The following is a 22,969-nucleotide window of genomic DNA, read 5'->3' on the forward strand; positions in this document are numbered from 1 at the left end:
ATATAACGATTGGGTTGATTAATGAGTGAAAGAAAACACTACGGCTATCTCTGGCTAGCAGAACTGAAAAAGTTTGCCAAAAATCTAAGAAAAGACCATCCTGACCTGAAGTATTCTCAACGGCTTGACTTGTCTGCACAGCATCTTGCAGGTCTGCGGCATTATCACCATGCTACGGTTTTGCACAAAAAGTACATGAAGTCCCTGCAAGAAGGGAGAGGGCCAAACTTGGTCAATTGTAGGTATTGCGATTTCACTTACTGCTCTGATCTCGAAGAAGACCTCAAGCAACATGAAGATCGCCACCTTAAGTATGAAAAGGCTGTAAAGGCACTTGGTTATAAGCCAGAAGTTCGGGAAGAACGTGAAGACTCCAAACAAGTAGCGTATGACGGAATGTATCTGCAAAAGGGCTATCCGAAAAAACAGGCCAAATTTGCTCTGAAGCTAATCAAGGCGCACTTCGACAGGTCATTGGAAGCTGCAATTGATGGTGGCTACTGGGAAAAGCATCCTACTTTCGAGGAATTTGCGGCAATGATGGATTATGGTCCATCAACAATACCTCCTAAAGCGATGAGTATGATCAGGGAAAAGTATGGCCGTACGGAAGGGCGAATACCAGAGGGGCATTCATACTGGTTTCCCGAAACATAGCCCAAAGTTCCTAGAGAATATTTTTAGAAAACCGTATGTAGCAGCCCACAATAGAGTTGACATGGGCTGCGTGTTCATTCGCATTTGCTTAGCTGTTAAAGCGCTACAGCTATAGCGTTGACTACAAAACGGTTACCCATATTTCTGGCGACAATCATAGCCAGAGCAGTAGAAAAAGCTAGCGCCAAAACAGCTTCTATTGCAAGCTCGCCAGTTCCTCCGAGTTCAATCTTGAATAGATAAAAAAGTACAGAAGTACAAAATAAGATAAACAAACCTGCGAAAGCGTCTCTGTAAAGCAAAAACGAACCATGAGACTGATAAACTTGAGGCGTATCTTGGACAAGTCTATAGATATCCTGATACCAGATACGGTTACGATCTTTTTCTGTAGTATTAGCGCAAAATAGTTTTGGCCATACTCTACTAGCGTTCTCGACATTAATTCTTGGGTCCGTCTCACACAACTTATGGGCTCGACTACCAGGCATTTCATTCTTCCAACGAAGAAAAATCAATTTACATTTAATTTGATTGGGCAATAGGTTTGCCAGAAGTTGTGCAACAGCTGGTAAAAAGACTACGGCTGCTACGGCTGAAATAATCTCAATCCATTCTGGAATTTGGTTAAATCCAAGGTGGCTGCCAGCACTGAAAAGCACTGCGGCAGCAATTAGAGAGAAAATTGTATATGTGTTCTTTCTCTTTAGCCTATTTGTCATCTCTAAGCCTCTCTTACGCCTCTTCTTCATACGGTTCAGTGGAGAAAGGTTCACCATTCAGAGCGCCCCATCCTCTTCGCTCTGGCGCGTTTCTATTATGCCTGATTCCTAAACCACGTGTGGCGTGAACCGTTGCACCACGGTGGATAAATGCATTGAGTACACTCTTGTGCGGGTGTTTAGGCTCACCTTCTTTTGCAGTGGATGCAATTGCAGAAAAATGACGGCTTCCGCCCTCGGATTCTAAGGGTTTACCGATAAGTCTGTTTAAGACCTCTGGCCCTATATTTCGTCTACTGCCATGGTGCGGTATTTGGAAGAATGTTAAGGTAGCATCGTCTTGATCACCTTCTAGTTCATTCGCTGCATAGTTAAGAGCTGTTATACCTGCATCACCAGTGAAAATTAATCGATGACCATCATCCACTATTTGAGTAATAACGCTGGAATTGTTTTTAGCCGAAGTGCCATCTTCGTCATCAATTTCATCTGTTCCCCACTTCGGAAAGACCATATGTACCATTGCCTTTGCAGAGTCAAGCAGGGCTGCAGCCAAAGATTTTTTTGCGGTCTCGTCGATTTTTTTTGCTTCAGGCATACCGTCAAACTGAGGCAATAGCTTTTCGTAGAATTCTAACGAAGGGCCTAAAATCCTTATGCCATAGCGGGTTAAGCCAGTAAACGGTTCTCTTATTATAATGCCTTTTTCTTCTGCTTTTTTCACAAGTTCATGGGCTTGGTTCAAGCTCTCCTTAAGCCTTTCACTGATACTATTATCAGTAATTCGACCGTCTTTGAATTCTGCTGCTAGCCCCTCATTATGATCCCAAGCTTTGTGAATCCATAGTTCGGAGACCTCCAATTCTTCTATGACTGTTTGAAGTCCATTGATGTGATCCTGGTCTGGATGAGTACTGATTACCACATCAACCTTATTGGTATCAAAGTGTTCAGTTATGTGCTCAACCAGTTTTTGGCCGTCGTCTTTATAGCCACCATCAATAATGACGACCACCTGCTCTGATCGGTCTCCATGAAGATTACCAAACCGAAGAGCTATGGCATCCCCGCTGTTCGACTTTTCTCCAACACCCAATATATCTACTTCGTGCCCCATATTTTCACCCGAAAATTCTGACTATTTTTTCCTCGAAACTCTATAAATGTAGGGGCAAGCTAGAACGATTTAAACTGTTAAAAGCACCAATATTTCTTCTAATTCTGGATTCAAAACCAGCACATGATTAGCGTTTTAAGTTATAGGAAGGAGAATAGTGCTATCAGTATTGAGTATTAGTTATCATTAATGGGTGTAAATGACACTGCCTCCACCCACCAGGGCGACGGCTGAAGCGGTATGATGGGGGTTGCGAAAGGGTCGCTGTTTCCATGAAGGGGGCTGGCTGTAGGAAGACAAAGTATGTATGGCGGCCACTTCCAGAGCTTCATGGTCATTCATCTCGGGAAGAATTCCGGGCAGGCGACTGGCCAGCATGGTTTTGCCGGTTCCTGGGGGACCGTAGAAAATCAGATGGTGAGCACCAGCGGCTGCCGTCATCAGGCCTCGTTTAGCCTGTTGTTGCCCCTTGACATCCAGCAGGTCGGGATAATCGACAGGGGATTCATTCCTGTTGCAGGTGGCTTCTGTAAGATGTTGATTACCGGTGAGATGAGCGCAGACTCCCAGCAGGTTTTCTGCTCCCAACACTCTGGCATCAGGGCAAAGGGCTGCCGCCTGTGCATTCATTTGGGGAAGCAGCAGTGTGTGAGCCGATTGGCTGCAGGCTATGGATGCTGGCAGTGAGCCGGTGATCGGTCTCAGCGCGCCTGACAGGGCCAGTTCACCAAGAAACTCGTAACCTGCCAGAGACTCAGGTTTGAGCTGGCCCGATGCCGCCAGAATACCCAGAGCGATAGGCAGGTCAAAGCGACCGCCTTCTTTGGGAAGATCAGCGGGTGCCAGATTAACGGTAATACGGGAAACCGGAAACTCAAAGCCACTGTTGAGGATGGCACTTCTTACCCTGTCTTTGCTTTCACGAACAGCAGCTTCCGGAAGACCGACCATATTCAGGGCTGGCAGACCTGCCGACAAATGCACTTCAACCGATACCGCAGGCGCATCCAGCCCGGTTTTGGCGCGGGTTTGAACAACAGCTAGCCGCGACATAAACACTCCCTTCTTTTTGTGCTTGTTTTTGTTGTTTTGGCACACCGGAATGGAATGCCTTTGCAAAGCTGAAGGGTTGAGAATAGCAGTGATTCAGAGATTTGCTGGCAGAATTGCCCGGCCAGCAGGCTGGCCGGTGCAGAGGTCAGTTAATGATTTTCCAGGAACCGTCTTCCTGCAGGCAAGCCTGACCCCAGGCATCCTCAGTTTGACCACCTACTGTAATGGACTGTTGAAATTCACGGCAAACCAGACCGCTGGAGGCACTTTTGCCTTCTTTGGTAGTAACAACATAGCCGGAGGCATCGCCTTCATCCCAGATGATTTTTTCACCGACAGGCGCTGTAGTGGCTTTGATCTGTGCTTCTTCGTGAGCACGCTGCGCCGCTTCATTGATGTTGTCGAGAATTTTCAGCGTGATGGCCGTAAACGCCAGCCATTTGTAGGCATCGTTGTCATCGTGGTAATGGCCATAGCCGTAGTATGAGTTACCATAGTTTCTTACCACGACAATATTGTTTCTGATCACCCTTTTTCTAGGGGCTACAACGACCAGGTTGTTCTTAATGACCTTTGGGCCATCCCAGCCATTATGACGGTGGTCTTGACGATCATCTCTTCTGTCTTCTCTGTTATCCTGGCGGTCGTCTCGACGCTCTTCACGATTATCCTGACGGTCGTCATGACGTTCTTCGCGATTGTCCTGACGGTCGTCTCGACGCTCTTCACGATTATCCTGACGGTCGTCACGGCGCTCTTCACGGATTTCATCCCGATCATTATTGCCCGGGCTTGCATGGACCATTGTTGAGACCGGTGAAAAAGTGGTGAGTAAAACTAAAAACGTAAACAGTCGTTTTATCATATGGGTTCTCTCCAGAGAGGTCTGAAGCTCAATGGCTCCAGACCCGGAAGCTTAGTCGTTCAGCTGCCACTTCTCGGTTGTCTGTTATCAGGCAGACTTACCCATCAGCAGAACACTGGCCTGAACGCGTCCGGTTCCTTCGGTGTCGTAATAGAATCTTACTTTTTCAATGGCCCTTGCTTTGCCGGGCAGGTCAATGACGCGGGAGCTACCGCCTTTTCTGACTTTGCTGCGGATGGCTACTTCACGGCTCTGACCGTTCTCGTAGTGAACAATCACTTTGTCGAAATCCACGTCTGCACCTTTGACCTTGAACTGCAGACGCTTGAAAGCACCGTCTCTCAGACCAACACGGATGGTGTCTGCTTCTGCACGACGACTGACTTTCTTTTCGCCCAGAAGCTCCCAGCCAGCCGCAGATGCAGTCTGTGCAAAGCCAGACATCACCATGGTCATCAGCAGAGTAAACATTGAAAGTGCGCGTTTCATAGTGATTGTTCTCCTGAAATTTTCACTATTTGTCCTTGAGGCCATCCTGTCTTTGTAGGGATATGGCCATTGCTACCAAATGGAGTTGAGGCAGTCATCTTAATTTGTAGAGCAATGCTATAGCGAAGAAAGTAGTATCTCTATAGGGATAACTACCGAGGGGGATAATTTTGATTTCAAGTTAACTTATTGATTTGAATTATTTTTTTATACAATGAAAAGTGTCAGTGAAGAGTAAAATCTGGCAGTGCGTGGGGCAGCCGTTCTCAGGGCAAGAACGGCCAATGACATCAGCAGCAACCGTCGGACGATCCAGCTTTTTCCAATTCGGCCACTTTCTTTTCGAGGGCTTCCAGTCTTTCACGGGTATGCTTCAGAACCGCGACCTGGGCATCAAACTCGTCACGGCTGACCAGTTCAAATTTGGCCAGAGCACTGCTCACCATTGCCTTGATGTTGTGCTCAATATCTTCCCGGGTCTGGCTTTTCTGCCCACCCAGAACCTGTCCTGCTTTGCCGGCAATACTACCGATAAGGGAGGCTTTATCGATCATCGATTATTCCTGCAATTGCTGTGATTTAAAACCGGCAGTGATGATACCACAAGCAGCTATTTCGCCGTGTCTGCTTTTATGTGCTAAATTGTTGGTTAATTCATGAACATTGACTTGGTGAACTCATGGATTTGGCTTATGCCAAAGACTCAAATCAAACTTGTATCTGCCCTCGGCTGGTTCTCTCTGTTCGCAAGCCTTATCCTCTCAAACAGTGTCAGCGCTGCGGGTAACAGAGACGACGCCTACGCCACGCCAACCGAAGATTTCTCGGTGCACGCAATCAAACATGGTTATAGCCTGACCGATGCACGACGGTTGCATAATGAGTGGAGCTTGAGCAAGTTTCTAAATATTACCGAATCGGGTGCTTACTCTTATTTGCACTTGGGTGAGTTTCTTCCGCAAGCCATGATTTACCATGATGGAGGGGTGGTCAGGCTTAATGAAAATGCCAGGAAATCAATTGCTGAAATCGCACTCAAAAAAGACGGCGAATCCACTACATTCGAGCAAGTGATCCTGGATAAGCATTCACCGGTTCAGGGCGTTCTGGTTGTCAAAAACGGCGAAATTGTCTACCAGCAATACCCCGGCATTAGAGAGAACGACCGCCATGTGTGGATGTCGAATTTAAAAGTGATCGTCGGCACGCTCATCGCTTTGCTGGAAGAGGAAGGGCGTATTGATCTACAGAAAACCGTGGCAGACTATCTACCCAAAGCAAAAAGTACAGCTTGGGGGAAAGTGAAACTATTTGATGTGTTGAATATGCAGTCGGGCCTCAATTTAGAGGAAAGTCCCGCAACACGTAGCGGTGATACCCCTCACAACGCCTTTGTGAGAGCAGAGGTTGGTTTGCCCGCTGATGACGGAAAAGTTTACACCCACGACGATGCCTTATTCGCGATTCCTTATCTGAAAAAGCCGGGCACGGCTTTTGAGTATTCATCCGCTAATACACAGATGTTGGGTTTGGTAATTGAGGAAATCACACAAAAAAGATTGGCAGAGGTTATTGCTGAGCGGATTTGGTCCAAAGCGAGCATGGCGGGCGATGCAACAGTTGGTTTAAGTCCGCAGGGTAATGCCATTATTCATGGCCTGGTCAGCTCTCGTTTAGATGATATGGCACGTTTTGGCATGTTGTTTACCCCGAGTTAGAAGAAGCTTTGCGATAGACGCATTGTTTCAGAAAAAATGCTGAAACGTATGCAAACATCAGGAGAACGCGATAACTATTTGAAAGGCGCACTTGGGCCCAGGCTGGCAGAAGAGTTCAGAGATGCACCACTATTTAATAGTTATCAGTGGGATGCTGTATTCGCTGATGGTGACCTCTATAAGAGTGGTATGAATGGCCAGGGCTTATATGTGTCACCTTCCAGAGATAATGTAGTAGTCTGGTTTGCTACCGACTTTACGGAAATTCCGATGGAAGCTTTCAGCGGAAGAGTCAGCCTGTACCTGGATTAGAGTAATTTAAAAGTCTACTGTCGTTATGTTTAAGTTTCTGTAATCGTGTTTAAGCCTGATTCTCTGCCTGTCAGGTTATTGTGACGACAATGAGCTGGCAAAAAAATTAACCAACCCTGTCGCTGATTTGAGTCAGTGTGCCCGTGCAAGCCAATTATGATACGGGCTTTGGTCCTCAAGACGGGCACAGAGTAACTGTTAATATACAGCCTGTTATACCCATCGAGATGAATGATAATTGGAATATCGTGTCCAGAACCATTCTACCTTTGATCGAACAAAATGATGTAGCAGGTAACAGCGGTTCGCAATCGGGTACTTCTCTCCTGCACCCAAAAAGGCTGGACATATACGCTACAATCCGAAAGCACTTACGATTGGGAAAATAGTCAATGGAATATTCCAGTAAATGCTGTGCTGTCAAAAGTAGTTCGCATAGGCCAGCTACCGGTGAGCTTTGCAGCTGGTGTGCGTTACTGGGCTGATGCGCCAGAACAGGGCGCTGAAGGTTGGGGGTTCCGCTTTGCGGTTACGGCGATGTTCCCCAAGTAGCTAGCCAGGCTTTGTATGAGAGACAGAGGCTGATCCATTGCATCAGAAGAGTGCGCGATTTAAGTGCGAGAATTGTTAGAGATGGGCTTTGTTGGTGCATGAAATTTAACAAGTGAACGGAAATGGGCCTTTTTTACTCTAAAGACCCGTTTATCAGGTTATTTTCAAAATTTGGCACATTGTCTGCATGTAAGCCACCAAACTCAGTTGGAATCTAGATCAGCTGAATATTCAGGGCTGGGAGCGCGGATCACAATAACAATGTCCGGATTTTCCCTGTTGGCCAACAGGATTCACTCAGGAGAGCTTTTATGAAGTTGGTATCAGCCATCATTAAGCCATTCAAACTGGACGACGTGCGAGAGGCTTTGTCCGAGATTGGTGTTCAGGGTATCACTGTCACCGAAGTTAAGGGGTTCGGTCGACAGAAAGGACATACTGAGCTCTATCGTGGAGCTGAATATGTGGTTGATTTTCTGCCCAAGGTCAAGCTGGAGGTCGGCATTGCAGATGACCTGCTGGACCAGGTGATCGAAGCCATTTCTTCAGCTGCCAACACAGGAAAGATTGGTGACGGGAAGATCTTCGTTACCAATCTGGAGCAGGCGATTCGGATCAGAACCAACGAAACTGGCGAAGACGCTGTTTGATGTGCAGAGCAGCAAGAGACCATAGTCAGGAAATTGATGGTTCTCAGGGTGCATGCACAACAATTAAAAAACTTCGTCGTTTGTTGCAGATACACTAAAAGCACCAGACGACATTCGCAAGAATAAAAATAGCTAATGTGGAAACAGTTTCCGAGTTGAGGAGACTGTTTTCAGGGCACAAATGCCGTAGCAAAAGACTACTTATCTGCTGAACTTTTTTGGGAGGAGCCCTGTGGAAAATCTGGCTCAAGTGTCGTACGCACTCGATACTTTCTACTTTCTGATGTCCGGTGCGCTGGTAATGTGGATGGCAGCCGGTTTTGCCATGCTCGAAGCCGGTCTGGTCCGTTCTAAAAACACCGTTGAAATTCTAACAAAGAATATCGCCCTGTTTGCGATTGCCTCTACCATGTACCTGCTCTGTGGTTACGCCATTATGTACCCTGGAACCAATGAAGGCGGTATCCTGCCGGTCCTTGGCTCTCTGATTGGTACTGAAAACACGGTTGCAGCGGTAACTGCGGGTGGTGATGATGCGCCATACTACTCTGTACGTTCAGACTTCTTCTTCCAGGTGGTCTTTGTAGCGACTGCAATGTCGATCGTTTCCGGTGCGGTTGCAGAGCGCATGAAACTCTGGTCTTTCCTGCTGTTTGCGGTCTTCATGACTGGCTTCATCTATCCCGTTCAGGGCTTCTGGAAATGGGGCGGTGGATTCCTGAACGAAGCTAACTTCCAGGACTTCGCAGGTTCCGGTGTTGTGCACATGGCTGGTGCTGCTGCCGCTCTGGCAGGTGTGCTGCTTCTGGGTGCACGCAAAGGCAAGTACGGTAAAGACGGTGCTGTTAATGCGATCCCCGGTGCCAACCTGCCACTCGCTACTCTGGGTACCTTTATTCTGTGGCTGGGATGGTTCGGTTTCAATGGTGGTTCTCAGCTGAAACTGTCTGATGTTGAAAGTGCGAACGCTGTCGCCCAGATCTTTGTCAACACTAACGCTGGTGCTGCTGGTGGTGTCATTGCTGCTCTGATCATAGCCCGTGTCCTGTTCGGTAAGGCTGACCTGACTATGGCTCTGAACGGTGCTCTGGCCGGTCTGGTATCCATTACCGCTGAGCCGCTGACACCAACCGCAGTATCTGCGACTCTGATCGGTGGCGTTGGTGGTTCTCTGGTCGTTCTGGCCATCCTGGCACTGGATAAACTGCGCATCGACGATCCAGTGGGTGCCATTTCAGTACACGGTGTTGTAGGTATCTGGGGTCTGCTGGCAGTACCGCTGACCAACGACGGTGCAACTTTCGGCGCCCAGCTGTTGGGTATCGGTTCAATCTTCGCCTGGGTATTCCTCTCTTCCCTGATCGTCTGGGCTGCTATCAAGCAGATACTTGGTCTGCGTATTACTGAAGAAGAAGAGTATGAAGGTGCTGACCTGACCGAATGTGGTATGGAAGCTTATCCCGAGTTTATGGGTAAACAGTGATAAGATGCAGGTGATTAAAAAAAGCTGTCGCCGTGTGTGTTGATACTTCCATAACGTGACATAAAACGTTTAGGAATGACATAAAACGACGACTTTGACAAAACAGACCCCGGCAACAATACTTCTGGTGTTGTATGACCGGGGTCTTTTTTATGTATCGTAGAAAACTCGGAAAATCCAAGGTTAACAATATTCATCGTTTCGTTAGCCTCAAGAACCCTTCAACGATCCTCACTGAATCAGCGCTCGAATTTGATAGTTGTTACCCTCTTGAATACAGCTCAAAGGTACTCTCCTATGAGTCCCAGCCTGAGGGTTATGAGTATGTTTTTGAAGGTCGCATTTGCAGATATACCCCTGATTTTCTGTCTCGAATGATAGGAGGTGAAAGACCATATATAGAGGTTAAACCAGAGAGAGTTGCCAGGCGGAAAGATTTTCTGGAGCGTTTTCATTGCATGAAGGCTGCTGCAGAACGTTCAGGCACTCAGCTCTTGTTGTGGACTGAAGAGTATATCCGGAGACAGCCTTACCTAAATAATCTGAAAATACTGCACAGGTATAGGACTGGTGGTGTTCTAGCATCAGAACAAAGAAAAATAATTGAAATAGTGAGATCAAACGAAGAACAGCAACTAAGTCTTCAGGATCATGCTGTTCTGTCTGATATGGAGCTACCTTATTTTCTTCCGCTGGCATATGACCTTCTTGCCAGAAACGAGTTGACCACTGACTTAGATACTTCTCCCTTGACCAAAGACTCTGTAGTGAGAATATGCCATGACCATCGTCCAGCGTTTCACTGAAGGAACTGTGTTTAAGTTTTTTCCAGAGGAGGAAACGCAAGTTGAAAAACTTTTTCGAGTGGAGAATCGCAATGAAAAGGAGCTTGCTCTAAGAGATCTTTTGCAAAGTGGTGAGGTTCTCAAAAAAAGCATAGAAGAGATTGAAACCAGTCTGGCTGCTGGAAGAGTTGAGTTTGTGATCAATAGTCCAGAAAGCTTGGAAGAGGATTCTTTATCTGAAGATTTAGCCAGCTTACCCAAAAAGCAAAGAGAAGAAGTACTACGAAGATTCAAATATGTCAGTAAATTGCGAAAATCTGTTGATTCTTGGACAGAGAAATCACTTTCTCCATTAATTCCTGAGATTGCCAGAGAGCTGAATGACTCAAAACCTCCTGGTTGGAGAACTCTCGCACGCTGGAATGCTGCGTACAGTTCCAATGGTCAAACAGTGAAAGCATTATTTACGGATTATATTAAGCAGGGAAATCATACCAGCAGACTACCAGAGGAAGTTGAGGATTTCATAAAGCAGGCAATAGAAACATACAAGACCAAAGAACGTATATCGATTCAGGAAGCGTGGGATAACCTTGATGGTTATATAACAAAGGCGAACAAGCAAAGATCTGAAGATGAAAAACTCAAAACACCTTGCTATGACATATTCCGAAAACGTATAAAAGCTGAGCCGCCCTATGAATTGATGATGGCAAGAGAAGGAAAGAGAAAGGCTGATATTGAGTTTTCTTCTACAGGTAAGTCCTTGAACCTAGAAAGGGTTTTACAACGAGTAGAAGTCGATCATACGAAGCTTGATGTCTTTGTTGTTGATGATGATGAGAACTTCCTACCTCTTGGACGTCCCTGGCTGACTACTTCCATAGATGCTTTGTCTCGCTCTATTACTGGCTTCTATATAGGCTTTCATCCACCGAGCTTTTTGTCTCTTATAAAGCTGCTCAAGTCGATAATTATTCCCAAAAATTATATTAGTGAAAAATATCCGGAGATACAGAATCCATGGATTTGCTCTGGTGTGCCAGAGCTGTTTGTTTTTGATAATGGAAAAGAGTTTTGGTCAAAAGACCTTGAGGTTGTTCTGGCAGAGTTAAACATCCAGACCCAATATAATCCTGTGCAAAAGCCGTGGCTGAAAGGGAAGGTTGAGAGGTTATATGGAACCATCAATAAACAATTGTTGATTGATCTACCGGGTAAAACCTTCTGCAATATCCTTGAGCGAGGTGACTATGACCCAGCCAAAAACGCCGTAATAACTTTTACTACCTTCACAGAAATTCTATATACCTGGGTAGTGGATATTTATCAGCAGCAACCAGTAGCGAAAGGAACCATTATTCCTGACCTTGCCTGGAAGGAAGCCATCCTTGATTTCCCTCCTCGGCATGTAGATCCAAAAAGACTGGATGTTATCTTAGGTCGAACCAAGTACAGCAAGTTGCGTCGTGGTGGTGTTCAGTATTCAAATCTTCGATATGACTCAGATGAACTGGCTATGTTGAGAGGCAGAATCGGTAGCGGTACGGTCATGTACAAAGTTGACCCTGATGACCTTGGGTATATTCATGTGTTTAATGAATCGGAGCGGCGTTACTTGAAAGTACCTGCTGTCGATTTTGAATATGCTGATGGTCTCTCTGAATGGCAGCATAAGGTACATAAAAAGTACGCTCGGAAATATATTTGTGCGAAATACAGGCATGATGACGTTGTAGCGGCAAGAGACGCTATCAAAGAGTTGGTTCGAAAGGAGATTGAGCGTTGGGAAAGTCATGGAAGAACCGGAAAAAATAGTACGTCTGTCAGAGCTGCTAGGTATGCCAAAGTCGCAGACAACTCAACAGGCTCTTTGACAAGTGTAACCAAGGAGCCTGGAAATAATGCAGTGAGCTCCAATTCCAGTGATTCATCAGATCAAAAAGATGATTGGTATGTTCCTATTGACCGTTCAGCTTGGAGTTCTTCTGGAGGTGAAGAGTAATGGCGTTAGTACTGTCAGACTGGCAAAAAAAGAGAAGTGCTTACGTCAGAGACCTGCGAATCTGGATGGAGATTCATAACCTTGTTTTTAGTGACATGGAAGAATGTAAGGAGCTGGCAAAGTACGGGGGAGAACCACCATGCATGTTATGTTACGGAGACACTGGAGCAGGTAAGTCAGCACAAATCGAAAAATTTAGAAATGACCATAAGCGCTATGAGAAGGCGGATCGATCAATAATGCCTGTCGTATATTGTGTCTTGCCTACGAAACTGTCAGAGAGAGGCCTGTTGATCAAGATTCTAAAAGCCATTGGTCAGGAGATTGAAGATTACAAGGAACTGGATGAGGAGGATCTGCTGCAATTAATAGTTAAATATGTGGATCAGCTTGGTATTGAGCTTTTCATTATTGATGAAGCCCAGGGGTTTCTGGAACACGAAAGTAGAAAATTGGTATATGACGCTACAGAGTGCTTAAAAAGGCTAATCATTGAAACCAAAAGACCTTTTATCCTGTTTGGGATGCCTTGGTGCCTGCATGCCATTGAACAGAACTCCCAGTTAGCAAGTCGTTTTCTTCGTAGAAGATATCTGTCTCCATTTATCATCTCAGACAAACCAAAAAAGGCAATTTATCTCAACTTTCTGGATGAATTGGACGAGGAGCTTGGGTTTGAAGAAAAAGCGAATTTGAAGAGTCGAGAAATATCTCTTCGACTTTTTGTGGTGAGTCGTGGCAATTTGCGGGTTTTAAGGAATGTTATCGATCAAGCTGCATTCCTTGCAATCAAAGAAAGTACTCGACAAATTACTTACGACCATTTTCTGAAAGCATGTGAGGTATTCTTTCCAGAGGATAAAAATCCATTCCGTATGAAAGACCTTGATCAGATAGAATTTGTTGAGCTAGAGAAACCATCGTACTGGGATCAAAATGCAAAGAGAGGAGTAAATCCAGTTGTTGAGGAAACATTTACAGAAGTGAGAACTCTATCCGAGATATTATAGAGTCCACGTGTAGGTCAGGTTTTATCTGGCCTACACAAAAATAAAAAATTTTTCACCACCCACGCTGCCGCCAACTCCCCGCTTCTTTCGTAACCTCAACCTTGTCTCCAAAGCGAGACTCGAAACGCAACCTACGGTGGGTTGTGTAGAACGCTTGAGGGTTATCTCATGGCTAATAAGTCCAAGACCAGTGCTCCTATGACACCCAGTGCAGCGGCACGCATCCAGAGCAGTGAAGCTAAAGCAGATGGTGGAAAGGTTTCCAGTGGCAGTTTTGCTTCTCGTGCACAGTCTGCTGCAGCTAAGAATACAGGAAGTTCCAAAAAGTAAGTAAATGAATATGGCAGGTGTATGAATGCACCTGCCTTCAAGGATGTTGATAATGCGAAAGTTCAGCAGTTGTAAAGAGATCGGCGCACTGGTCTCAAAGAAAGTCGACCAAGGCTGGTTATTTCAGAACGGTAAAAGGCATGGAAAGCTTATTTCCCCATTTGGCCCATTTCTTAGGGTACCATGCTCACCGAGTGACAAGAGAGCATTTCAGAATTTCAGACGTGACATGAAGGCCATTGAAAGGGAGTATCTATCGGCCTACAAAATTGCTTTTACGTCAGAAAATGCATGTAACTCATTGATTTTTAAAGACTTAATGCTAAGCTCCAAGAATTAACACTTTGTATGAAAAAACGGACAGAATGCACCCTACACTGAACTGGATGACAAAGTTTGAGGTTTGTGAATTAGTAAATGAAATACTCTTCGATACAAATATTGTCATTAGGGAAAACCATAAAAAAGCGAAGATAGCATGAATAGTGACAAGACTATATAGCGTTGCAATATTGCTACCGTAGTAGCCTGAAAATTGTGGGAACACAGAAATATAAAACAACGAAACTTTAGGGTTTAAAGTATTAGTCAAGAGTCCTTCTGTTAAAGATAAGATGTATTTTCTCCTATAAAGGCACCGTCCTTTTTCGATGTTGTATCCATCACTCTTTAATTCTCTATATTTAATAGATGACATAAAAGCTTTAATCGCCAAATATGCAAGATATATAGCTCCTATAGTTTTTATTGCATTGAAGATCCCAGTAGAAGTCAATATAATTGCTGATAATCCGAATATAGATAAAGTACCGTGTATAAAAAATGCTGCTACTATTCCAAGCACATTATGATAACCATGCAATTTTCCATATTTTGAAACTGTTTTTATTATAAGTGCTCCATTAGGCCCTGGAGTAATTACCATTACTGATACCGCAAGAAAGAAAAATAAAAGCACTGGTGCACCCCCTATAGTTGTCTGGCGAAATAGATTATTTCAAATAGACGATCCCTGATTTGATTAGAGAATCAGCTATATTTAGTGCATCATCAGAATCAATATCACTAACCTTGAATACCTTCTTTTCGAGTAATAGTCGTTTAATAAATATATGCGCTTGATCTATAGTAATTTCACCTCCTATATAAAAAATCTTATTTTCATTCTCTGAAAAGAATAGGTTTTGGTCTTCGCAAACAGTTAATATCGAATTATGATCAACAACCCTATTCATATCAGAGAATTCAAATGTCGAGTTTATTGATATTGTTCTTTGATGATCGTGAATATCTTTTATTAAACTAAGAGCTGCGTCAAGTAGAATTCTTTCTTCTGTTTTTTCAATACTGTTACATATGAACTCATTAAGAGAGTCAACTAAACGTGTTATTGATCCAGTGTCTTTCCCACTTAAGGTTTTTTTAATGTCGCTTAAAGTAACCGCTTTCCTTAAAAAGGAATGATTATTAACAGCCTGCTCCAGCATTGCATGCAATAAGTGTATCTTTCTGTACGGTGTTAGCGATATTGTGAGGTGAATAGAAGTATTATCACCTTCATTAAGGGCTTTATGAACACAACCTCTTGGCAAATAAAGAATACTCCCAGGAGTTAAAACCTCTGAGTGAAGTTCTATAATATCTTCGACATGTTGGTCATCGTAATCATTGTCCATTGGGTATAAGGTTGATTCTTTTTCAAAGAACCACTTCTTACAGCCTTTTATCTGAAGCACTATTACATCTTGAGTATCATAATGAGCTTTCAAACCTTGAGTGTTTGGAGGTGTAATATACATATTGCAATTTGATTTGCAAAAAAAACTATTTTCAAAATCCCTACAAAGTTTATAAAGGTCAATATTGTTGAGCGCCATAGCCTTCCAAACAAGCATTTGCAACCATTTGGTTCGCAAACCACTCACCATCATTAGCAAGCTCTCTGTAAGCTCGAGAAAATTTATCTTTTGCAAAGATCGGGCTATTAATATCAAAAGAGTGTTTTAAAATCTTTTCGTACAATGGATACTTATTAGCACCTATACTTTTCAACTCCCTAATAACATTTTCAGCAAGCTTCATAGTCTTATCCTTATCGCCTAAAATGTGTCTGACAGAATGAACTGCTCCACTCTGCCAAACAGCTTGCTTTATCAAAAATACAGCTTATTTTTTTGATTTAAACGCATGATTACGAATAGTGAATGCACTTGGGCTTTTTGTTTCAAATGCATGATTACGAATAGTAAATGCACTTGGATTTTTTGTTTCAAATGCATGATTACGAATAGTGAATGCACTGGGGGCATCGACATTAACATCTGCTTTAATTTACATTTTATCATTCCTTTCAAGCTCATGGGTTGGCTACCTTATACTTCACAGGAAGCATGAGAAAATTTAATTGGATCGTCTGCGTAAGTCAATAATTTTTCAAAATAGGAAATGCCTTATATGAGTGCGAAAGTATGCTTTCAAATGGTGCAAAGGCTTTAGCTTTTTGATTTTTCTTAAAAAATATTGTCTCTATGTTTACCCTGTATTTGTAGTTTAATTATTTCAGGTAAGTTCAGCTAATTTTTAGTAGATTTATGCCTTCACATGCAAGAGTGTTACTGTGTCAGTTCAAATTTTAAAGCGTAAGTCAGATGATTGCAGCACAATCCATAGAAGCGCAGGAAAATGCCACTCCGTGTGGAGAATTAGCCGCTATATTGATGCTCAGAATTCCTGAGTAATGGTGCTTATGTTTCTGATCCGCCCAGACCCTGAATACGACGAATCTCTGGAGAGCTATATTATCCGGCTCGCCGAAGAAAACCATTTCAGGGTAAAGAAGCTTTTCCCCCATTTAGGGAAGCTCCTGCAAAAGCAACATGGCAAGTTGGCAGGGGCAATGCCCACAGACCTTGGCTCTTTCAATCTCTATCACGCCAACACTTCCTCAAGTAAACGCTACTGGGCGTTGAGCCTGCTATCTGATTTGTGCTGCAAAGAACACCTGCCTTTTCTGGAGCTGTCGGTACTCAAAACAGATCGGCTGTTTGCGGGGCATCACTCTTCACTGTACTGGAAAGGGCTTGATATTCCCAAGGTGTTTTTTCGATCAGAGAACATTCCTGTATGCCCTCAATGTTTAAAAGAGAAATCTTATATCCCAACTTTTTGGCATATCTCTCTGGTGCGAGCTTGTCCCAGGCATGGTACCGCGCTTGTTTTTAAATGTCCTCAGTGCGGGGTGGGTGTCGATTATATACGAGACGCAGCAGTCCACTCTTGCCGGTGTGGCTTTGATTTAATCTCGGCAAAAACTGAAATTGGGAATCCTCAGTTGGTGAAGTTGGCGGAACGGGTCTACGGGTACAAGACAAAAAGCAAAGGAGACAATCTTCTGTACAGTGCTTCAACGACGGAAGCCGTTTTTGGAGCAGTGCTGTGGTTTATGCTGTGGGCTGATGATTCTGGCGGACCATCTGTGGATGAAGACGACGTTCTGCTTCGGTGCATTGATTTCTTTGATGACTGGCCGCGCAAGCTATACGTCCGGCTGGATCAGCTGGCTCAGGGCGGACTTGAGTATTCTGTGCGGTCGATGCAAGAAACTGCATTTCGCTCTATTTTTGGTTCGTTGCTGAGAGTAAGCCGTTATTTGCCAGATAGTCGGCTGGCGACCAACGACATTCTCAAGTTCGTATTTTCCTTTTTTGACCGGGCTATTTTTCAGGAGGGGCATCCCTATGCTGAAATCGGACAAACCCTGCTGGATGGTTTTGAGGCCTGTGTGATTTTAGGGATTAATACTCGGCATCTGGCACGGCTGATTGAAGAGGGGATGCTGCATCCGTATAGGCTGCAAAAAGACAAGCAACTCATAAGCCCTGAACAGCCGTTATTCAGATTGAATGACGTTTTTGTCCTATGGTGCGTGAGCTTTCAGTCAGGAGAATCCAACCGCAGCCTCTATCTTTCAAGGTGGTGATAATGGTGAAACTGAGTGATCTGCTGGAGGGTAAGGACAGTCAGGAGCGTAACATCAGAATCAAGCATGCCTTTTTCTCTGATGTTCCTGTGGTGATTGATGGAAGTATTGCTCAGGCTCTGATCATTCTGGCAAATTTGACACGATCAATGGGTGACAAGACGGATTTGTTTGATGAAATGGCAGCAAAGGAGCTCTTCAAAAGTGAGCACTGGCATAAAGGCATACTTGCAACCGCGCCATGGGTGGTTACCCATTACTTTAAGGATCCAAACAGTCGTGCCTCTGGTTGCGCCCGATGGTTCCCTGAACACTATGGCGAGGACGGCCAGAAGCATTTGGGATATTCCCATAACAGCAACAAAGTATCGAAGAGCCATTTCCTGGCGACGGAGTTTTTCTGGCATAACCGAGTGACCTCGCTTTTTGAACAGTTCTCGAACGAGAGGGGCAGCCCGTTTATTCAAAAGCTTATCACCCTTGGGTTTCCGGAGAAGCGAGTTCAACCACTACAGGATGCTTGTCGAGGGGGAATGTATAACACTCTACCTGATTTTGTGAGTCCAAACAGTGTGGTGGTCTCTTTTCCCGATGGAGATGGAAATTATATCGCTGTTACCCCGTTGGTTGAGGTTGGTTTTCAGAGATGGATACACAACCTGGTGAGGCATACGAACATTCGTTGTCGTCCGTTATTCTATGCGTGGCCCTTTCAAGTCAGCAGTTTTTTGGCGACTTGCGGAGGGAAACTGTATTGCCTCTATTACCCGCCAAGGCTGGATAAACGTGATCTCAGCCTCGAATCCATACTGGATAAGTGGCGATCTAAAAAACATGTGTTCAATGATCGGGCTATTTTTCGTAAGGGAAATTTGAGCTTTCTTCTGCAGTTGATCTCGAACAGGCAGATTGTTGAAACGGAAAGGCAGAGACAGGAACGACTGAGTAATGAAAGGAACAAGTTAGCACAGGTCATTGAAGAACTTTTTTCATTCCTTTTTATCTTGAGGACTCACTATTTGGCAGGTCAGAGCCAGATTTCCAGAGTTCTAAGTGAAGCTTTGGAAATGAGGCTGATTCAGGGGGGCCTGAATGAGGAAGATCGAGCCGCTGAATATGTGTTGACTTATATCAATACCCTTTTTGAGCATTCCTGGTATTCAGCACAGCTGTCCTACAATCCTGATCTGTTGCCTCTACTGGAACAAGCAGTAAATATCACGCTAAATAAATTTACAGTACCGATTAAAGTCCCGGCAATTTCTGGCCGGTTCCTGCACTTCAAACGACTTTTAGTCTACAACGCCAACGCTAGAAGCAATCCTTATGTTATTGGTCTGCCCTCATTAACAGCCTGGACTGGGTTGGTGCATGCCTTTTTATGCAACCTCGGGTATGAACCTGGCAGAACGGATTTTCGGTTTGCTGTGGTGCTGCGAAAATACGGTCTGAACAAAGGGCATCCCGCTTCGGATCAAGAGATGAAAAACAGTAGCTTGGTTAATAGTCCAGTGATTGACCACAGAAGTTGTGATGTTGAGTTCGATCTGATCGTACAGCTTCCGGAGAACAGAGAAGAGATAGACCTGAGTGAAGACAACCTGTTTGGCTGTCTACCCTCAAGGTTTGCTGGAGGGACTTTAACGCACCCAATGGAGGGAAGTTATGGGCAATGTGAGCTTTACAGGAAATGTGATCGTTATGGGACTGTGGAAGAAGTCTCAGCATCATTGGTGCGGATGCCTAGTTATGGGAGAGTGATTGTCGCTTTACGTAATTCTCCCGAGAGAAGCGAACTGCTGAAATGTCTGTCCCAGGGCAAGAGTTTTCCCATTGGTGGCGGGTTCCGATTCCTGGGTAAACCGGAAACAAGAGTGGGTGCTGGAGGTTGCTCTCATGCTTTTGCGACACCTGTCGTATCCGTTGTTGCATTGCGTCCGGTGCAGCAAATAAATCCACTTGAACGTGCTTTTTGGTCTATTACTTTCAGCAGCTCTGGTATTGAGGTTTCAGTAAAGGAGAATCCAGGTGATGAAGCTGTGTAGTCAGCATGCTCAACAACGATCGATCTACCTTGGGAAAGGATTGTTTTTTTGGGTTGATAATGAGGCCAGGGAGCATCCGCTGTTGCCCGATACAACCACTATTGCTGCAACCAAAGAAGGTTACGCAGAAGCCTATGCTGCTAAAGGGGGCGTAAAAGAAAGTTGCCAGCCCTCATCGTTATCCCATGCGAATATCCAAACCATTCAGGAGGTTTATATGCCACCTGAGTCCGAGGCATTGGTGGTTCGTTTTTCAATAAGGATTAAGGCGCATTCTGGGCAGTTGTATCAATGTGATCGCCCGGAAATGAAGGAAGCCGTGGCGAGGCTAAGTGATGCCTACAAAGAAGTGGGCGGTTATCGAGTGTTGGCCCGAAGGTATCTTGAGAACCTGTTGTTGGGTAACTGGCTATGGGAAAACCAATACACTCTCGGTACAGAAATTCGCCTTCATGATTGCAGGGATAAAGATCAAATGATCATTGATCATGTGGAAACAAGGCGGTGGAACAGAGAGCTGGATGACCTTGAGGAATCCATCGAAAAATGGGTTGATCGATTTGAAAAGGCTCTGACATCCTTGAGAGATTCCTGCTCGCTATTGGTTGAGGCAAGGTTGATGTTACCGCTCTGTTCTGAGGTATTTCCAAGCCAGGCATTTGCCGATGGTGAATCAAGAAGTAAGTTGCTGGCCACTTGTGAAATCAATAGTGAGGAGCAAGTGGTATTCAGCCGCCATAAGCTTGGGGCAGCGTTGCACGAGATTGATGACTGGTTTCCTGGGGCAACATCTCGGAAAAAAGTGAGTGCATATTGTGCGGATAGGAAAGAGCTGACAGCTCACCGACACCCAAGTACAGGAAAGGATTATTTCTCCCTGTTAAAGAATATAGAGCGATATATTGAGTTTCTGGTAGCGAAACCTGATTTGAATGATCCAGCAATGGATGATATCACTTCCTTATGGCCTGCCATGTGTGCGGTGGTATGAGACCGGAGAAAAAAGAATGAAACGCTTTACCTTCGGTATCCAGTTTCAGCCGGGATCGAATAATGAACTGTTGGTTGGCAGGTGCTTGAAAATCCTCCATGGGTTCCAGTGTAGGCATAGCATCAACAGTGTGGGGGTCACATTTCCGAAATTCTGCGATAAAACCATCGGTGACATCATTGCTTGTGTTTCAGTAGACCGGCTCTGCTTACAGCAACTAATGTCACAGCCGTACTTTCTGGAGATGCAAAGACTTCAGAAGTTTTTCTTTCATGAGATCACCATAGTTCCTGATAACGTTAAAGAAGTTCGATACGGAAAAGAATTAAAAAGCGATAAATATTGTGAAGGAGGCAGGCAGCGGCGCATAAGGCGTGGGCAGCGAATAGCTGAAAAAAAAGGCTATAAATATCTACCGAGGCAGAACCCATCAAGTCGTGTTCGCAATATTCAGTTGTTTCATAACATTCCAATGACCAGCTCTGAGGATCCCACGCAAGTGTTTTACTTTAGGCTCCAGAAGCACGCGGCTAAAAATATATGCTGTGATGGGTATACCAGTTATGGGTTAGCAAACCAGGAGTGTGTATGCGGAACGGTGCCGGATCTGACTTTTACCAAAAAATAATCAGGGCTTTTAGCTGGTTGTTTTTTTAGAAATTTTTTGATCGAGCTAAAAAAGGGTGTTTTGTGGATTGTTGGCCTATCCTCTTGAGCTGTGAGGGTTATATACATTTTCCCTCCCGGTGACCTGCCGAGCAGGCAGTTGGAAATGCCGACGGTAACTGTTAAGCACCCTCGCCCCCGTGACCTGCCGAGCAGGCAGTTGGAAATCGGAGATCGGACAGCGACACTGATTTTGTAATGTGACCTGCCGAGCAGGCAGTTGGAAATAGAAACAGGTGTAGCGTAAAGTTATCAATTTTGTGACCTGCCGAGCAGGCAGTTGGAAATTGCACGGCAGTGAACATGCTCTGGCTGTCGCTACAAGCATCTCATGACATAAAACAGATAAAAATGACATAGATACAAGCAACTTTGACATACCAGACCCCAGCAACAATACTTTCAGTGTTGTTTAGCCGGGGTCTTTTTTATGTACAGGAGAACACTTGATTTGAGAAAGTATAAAAGTGACGCCGGATTAAACTGCTTCTGTCTACTCATCTTTTTCAGAACTAACATACCCATTAGAAATGTGGGTGTCGCAAAACACTCTCTTAATATCAAATTCAGCTTTTATCAGTCTGCCGGGCAGGTTTGGGCAGCCGATTTTCCTTGATTAACTTACGTTCATTGCTTTTCACGCGACGAGACAATTTGTTGATATCTTCTTCTGGTGGCAACTCTTCTGGTGTAATGCCACGTTCCTGCAACATTGTGCGAACGCTTCGGTTGTTCTGAACATGTTCTTGCGTAATGGGGCGCTCTCCCTGCAAGTCATGCTCAGTGACATTGTGGTTGGTAATTTCGGTGGCCAGATTCTTCGCTGCAATGGTCACCGTAGGCAGGAAATCAGCCAGTGGCCGCTTCTCAGGCATACCCAGCTTTTGTTTCATGTTTCTGGTGTTGTTGCCTCCAAACAGGGCGGCATCACCTTTTGACCGAATACGACCAAAACCCCGTTCATCAACGCCCCGCTCATAGATATTTCTCGAAAGCTCGGTTTCAGATTCCCTGAGCTTTTGCCGGGCATCCAGTCGATCCTGAAGCCGTAAACGTTCTTCCAGAACCTCCTGTTTTCGGGTCTGAAGAGCAAAATAGGTTTGGGCAAAGGCAATGGATTCTTTACGGGGGTCGCCATTCTGGGCAACCAGATAGCAGGCATAGCGGGTCAGCATAACATCAGCAACAGGGCGCTGTGCACTGGAGCCCAACTGAACCATTTTCGTGACGTCACGAAAATGGTCGTCTTGAGGATTTCCTGAGTTTTCACAGGCAGCTCTGGCCTTATCTACAACCTTGGTGAAGTTTTCCCAGCGGTCATACCCCAGCTCAGACATCAGCTCCCGTGCATACCAGAACTCTATGGTTGCATCGGCTAATGTGTGGGTAATTTCCTCGAATCGGTTGGTTAGCTGGGAAATCAACGCTTTGTTCATAGTGGTAACCTTCGATTAAGTTATAAAAAATGCTTTGGGTATTATTGCTCAGCAGAGTCTACAGTGCTTTCAATCTTGACGTTTCGCAAGTCGATTTTCCCAGT

General features: G+C 44.8%; 23 protein-coding genes. 13 read left to right on the forward strand and 10 right to left on the reverse strand.

The window, feature by feature from the left end; translation table 11 throughout:
- Positions 1 to 21 precede the first annotated feature (21 nt).
- Positions 22 to 657 carry a hypothetical protein gene (locus ACO6VG_RS09720; protein ID WP_422473684.1) on the forward strand — a complete coding sequence of 212 codons (636 nt, stop codon included), beginning with the start codon at positions 22 to 24 and terminating at the stop codon, positions 655 to 657.
- Between the two features lie 95 nt (positions 658 to 752).
- Here ACO6VG_RS09720 and ACO6VG_RS09725 read toward each other — a convergent pair whose 3' ends face one another.
- The 6 genes from ACO6VG_RS09725 to ACO6VG_RS09750 all read right to left on the reverse strand — a co-directional run bounded on the left by ACO6VG_RS09725 (position 753) and on the right by ACO6VG_RS09750 (position 5,457).
- Complete coding sequence (locus ACO6VG_RS09725) at positions 753 to 1,379, reverse strand: hypothetical protein (RefSeq protein WP_422473686.1); 627 nt, start codon at positions 1,377 to 1,379, stop codon at positions 753 to 755.
- 13 nt (positions 1,380 to 1,392) lie between these two features.
- Positions 1,393 to 2,496 carry a ComEC/Rec2 family competence protein gene (locus ACO6VG_RS09730; RefSeq protein ID WP_422473688.1) on the reverse strand — a complete coding sequence of 368 codons (1,104 nt, stop codon included), beginning with the start codon at positions 2,494 to 2,496 and terminating at the stop codon, positions 1,393 to 1,395.
- A 186-nt stretch (positions 2,497 to 2,682) separates the two neighbouring features.
- Positions 2,683 to 3,549, reverse strand: a complete 867-nt coding sequence (locus tag ACO6VG_RS09735; protein WP_422473690.1) for a YifB family Mg chelatase-like AAA ATPase — start codon at positions 3,547 to 3,549, stop codon at positions 2,683 to 2,685.
- A gap of 145 nt (positions 3,550 to 3,694) precedes the next feature.
- Positions 3,695 to 4,414 carry a hypothetical protein gene (locus ACO6VG_RS09740; protein ID WP_422136734.1) on the reverse strand — a complete coding sequence of 240 codons (720 nt, stop codon included), beginning with the start codon at positions 4,412 to 4,414 and terminating at the stop codon, positions 3,695 to 3,697.
- An 87-nt stretch (positions 4,415 to 4,501) separates the two neighbouring features.
- Positions 4,502 to 4,903, reverse strand: coding sequence for a hypothetical protein (locus ACO6VG_RS09745; protein ID WP_422473692.1), 402 nt, complete (start codon positions 4,901 to 4,903; stop codon positions 4,502 to 4,504).
- Positions 4,904 to 5,193: 290 nt separating this feature from the next.
- Positions 5,194 to 5,457 (reverse strand): accessory factor UbiK family protein, encoded by a 264-nt coding sequence (locus ACO6VG_RS09750; RefSeq protein WP_422413513.1) that lies wholly within the window; start codon positions 5,455 to 5,457, stop codon positions 5,194 to 5,196.
- Between the two features lie 138 nt (positions 5,458 to 5,595).
- Between ACO6VG_RS09750 and ACO6VG_RS09755 the strand changes: the two genes are divergently transcribed.
- The 8 genes from ACO6VG_RS09755 (at position 5,596) to ACO6VG_RS09790 (ending at position 13,748) form a co-directional block, all read left to right on the forward strand.
- Positions 5,596 to 6,621, forward strand: a complete 1,026-nt coding sequence (locus ACO6VG_RS09755) for a serine hydrolase domain-containing protein (RefSeq protein WP_422473694.1) — start codon at positions 5,596 to 5,598, stop codon at positions 6,619 to 6,621.
- 48 nt (positions 6,622 to 6,669) lie between these two features.
- Positions 6,670 to 6,933, forward strand: a complete 264-nt coding sequence (locus tag ACO6VG_RS09760; protein WP_422139801.1) for a hypothetical protein — start codon at positions 6,670 to 6,672, stop codon at positions 6,931 to 6,933.
- A gap of 863 nt (positions 6,934 to 7,796) precedes the next feature.
- Complete coding sequence (glnK, locus tag ACO6VG_RS09765; protein ID WP_422136740.1) at positions 7,797 to 8,135, forward strand: P-II family nitrogen regulator; 339 nt, start codon at positions 7,797 to 7,799, stop codon at positions 8,133 to 8,135.
- 232 nt (positions 8,136 to 8,367) lie between these two features.
- The gene (locus ACO6VG_RS09770) at positions 8,368 to 9,618 is read left to right on the forward strand and encodes an ammonium transporter (RefSeq protein ID WP_422136741.1); all 1,251 of its coding nucleotides are present in this window, start codon (positions 8,368 to 8,370) and stop codon (positions 9,616 to 9,618) included.
- Between the two features lie 152 nt (positions 9,619 to 9,770).
- Positions 9,771 to 10,424 (forward strand): TnsA endonuclease N-terminal domain-containing protein, encoded by a 654-nt coding sequence (locus ACO6VG_RS09775; protein ID WP_422136742.1) that lies wholly within the window; start codon positions 9,771 to 9,773, stop codon positions 10,422 to 10,424.
- Positions 10,399 to 12,408, forward strand: a complete 2,010-nt coding sequence (locus ACO6VG_RS09780; protein WP_422473696.1) for a transposase — start codon at positions 10,399 to 10,401, stop codon at positions 12,406 to 12,408. Before ACO6VG_RS09775 ends, ACO6VG_RS09780 begins: the two co-directional genes overlap by 26 nt.
- On the forward strand, positions 12,408 to 13,418 hold the full coding sequence (locus ACO6VG_RS09785) for a TniB family NTP-binding protein (RefSeq protein WP_422136744.1): 1,011 nt from the start codon (positions 12,408 to 12,410) through the stop codon (positions 13,416 to 13,418). The genes ACO6VG_RS09780 and ACO6VG_RS09785 overlap by 1 nt, the downstream gene beginning before the upstream one ends.
- 168 nt (positions 13,419 to 13,586) lie before the next feature.
- Positions 13,587 to 13,748: a hypothetical protein gene (locus tag ACO6VG_RS09790; RefSeq protein WP_422136745.1), complete on the forward strand. Its 162-nt coding sequence runs from the start codon at positions 13,587 to 13,589 to the stop codon at positions 13,746 to 13,748.
- Positions 13,749 to 14,070: 322 nt separating this feature from the next.
- On the opposite strand, the gene ACO6VG_RS09795 is transcribed toward ACO6VG_RS09790, so the two are convergent.
- Genes ACO6VG_RS09795 through ACO6VG_RS09805 form a run of 3 tightly spaced genes read right to left on the reverse strand, consistent with a single transcriptional unit; the run spans position 14,071 to position 15,830 of the window.
- Positions 14,071 to 14,706 carry a LysE family translocator gene (locus ACO6VG_RS09795; RefSeq protein ID WP_422473698.1) on the reverse strand — a complete coding sequence of 212 codons (636 nt, stop codon included), beginning with the start codon at positions 14,704 to 14,706 and terminating at the stop codon, positions 14,071 to 14,073.
- Between the two features lie 34 nt (positions 14,707 to 14,740).
- Complete coding sequence (locus ACO6VG_RS09800; protein WP_422136746.1) at positions 14,741 to 15,679, reverse strand: JmjC domain-containing protein; 939 nt, start codon at positions 15,677 to 15,679, stop codon at positions 14,741 to 14,743.
- On the reverse strand, positions 15,606 to 15,830 hold the full coding sequence (locus tag ACO6VG_RS09805; protein ID WP_422136747.1) for a hypothetical protein: 225 nt from the start codon (positions 15,828 to 15,830) through the stop codon (positions 15,606 to 15,608). The genes ACO6VG_RS09800 and ACO6VG_RS09805 overlap by 74 nt, the downstream gene beginning before the upstream one ends.
- Positions 15,831 to 16,494: 664 nt before the next feature.
- On the opposite strand from ACO6VG_RS09805, the gene ACO6VG_RS09810 reads away from it, so the two are divergent.
- The 4 genes from ACO6VG_RS09810 to cas6f are packed head-to-tail and all read left to right on the forward strand — an operon-like array spanning position 16,495 to position 21,391.
- Positions 16,495 to 17,727: a TniQ family protein gene (locus tag ACO6VG_RS09810; RefSeq protein ID WP_422476275.1), complete on the forward strand. Its 1,233-nt coding sequence runs from the start codon at positions 16,495 to 16,497 to the stop codon at positions 17,725 to 17,727.
- A 2-nt stretch (positions 17,728 to 17,729) separates the two neighbouring features.
- Positions 17,730 to 19,772: a type I-F CRISPR-associated protein Csy2 gene (locus tag ACO6VG_RS09815; protein ID WP_422473701.1), complete on the forward strand. Its 2,043-nt coding sequence runs from the start codon at positions 17,730 to 17,732 to the stop codon at positions 19,770 to 19,772.
- Positions 19,759 to 20,763 (forward strand): type I-F CRISPR-associated protein Cas7f/Csy3, encoded by a 1,005-nt coding sequence (locus ACO6VG_RS09820; RefSeq protein WP_422476277.1) that lies wholly within the window; start codon positions 19,759 to 19,761, stop codon positions 20,761 to 20,763. Before ACO6VG_RS09815 ends, ACO6VG_RS09820 begins: the two co-directional genes overlap by 14 nt.
- Positions 20,764 to 20,779: 16 nt before the next feature.
- Positions 20,780 to 21,391, forward strand: coding sequence for a type I-F CRISPR-associated endoribonuclease Cas6/Csy4 (gene cas6f, locus ACO6VG_RS09825; RefSeq protein ID WP_422136750.1), 612 nt, complete (start codon positions 20,780 to 20,782; stop codon positions 21,389 to 21,391).
- 604 nt (positions 21,392 to 21,995) lie between these two features.
- Here the strand turns inward: cas6f and dinD are convergent.
- Positions 21,996 to 22,865, reverse strand: a complete 870-nt coding sequence (gene dinD, locus ACO6VG_RS09830; protein WP_422136751.1) for a DNA damage-inducible protein D — start codon at positions 22,863 to 22,865, stop codon at positions 21,996 to 21,998.
- Positions 22,866 to 22,969: the final 104 nt, after the last annotated feature.

The organism is Endozoicomonas sp. ALB032 (genome assembly GCF_049310125.1).
Classification (GTDB): Bacteria; Pseudomonadota; Gammaproteobacteria; order Pseudomonadales; family Endozoicomonadaceae; genus Endozoicomonas_A.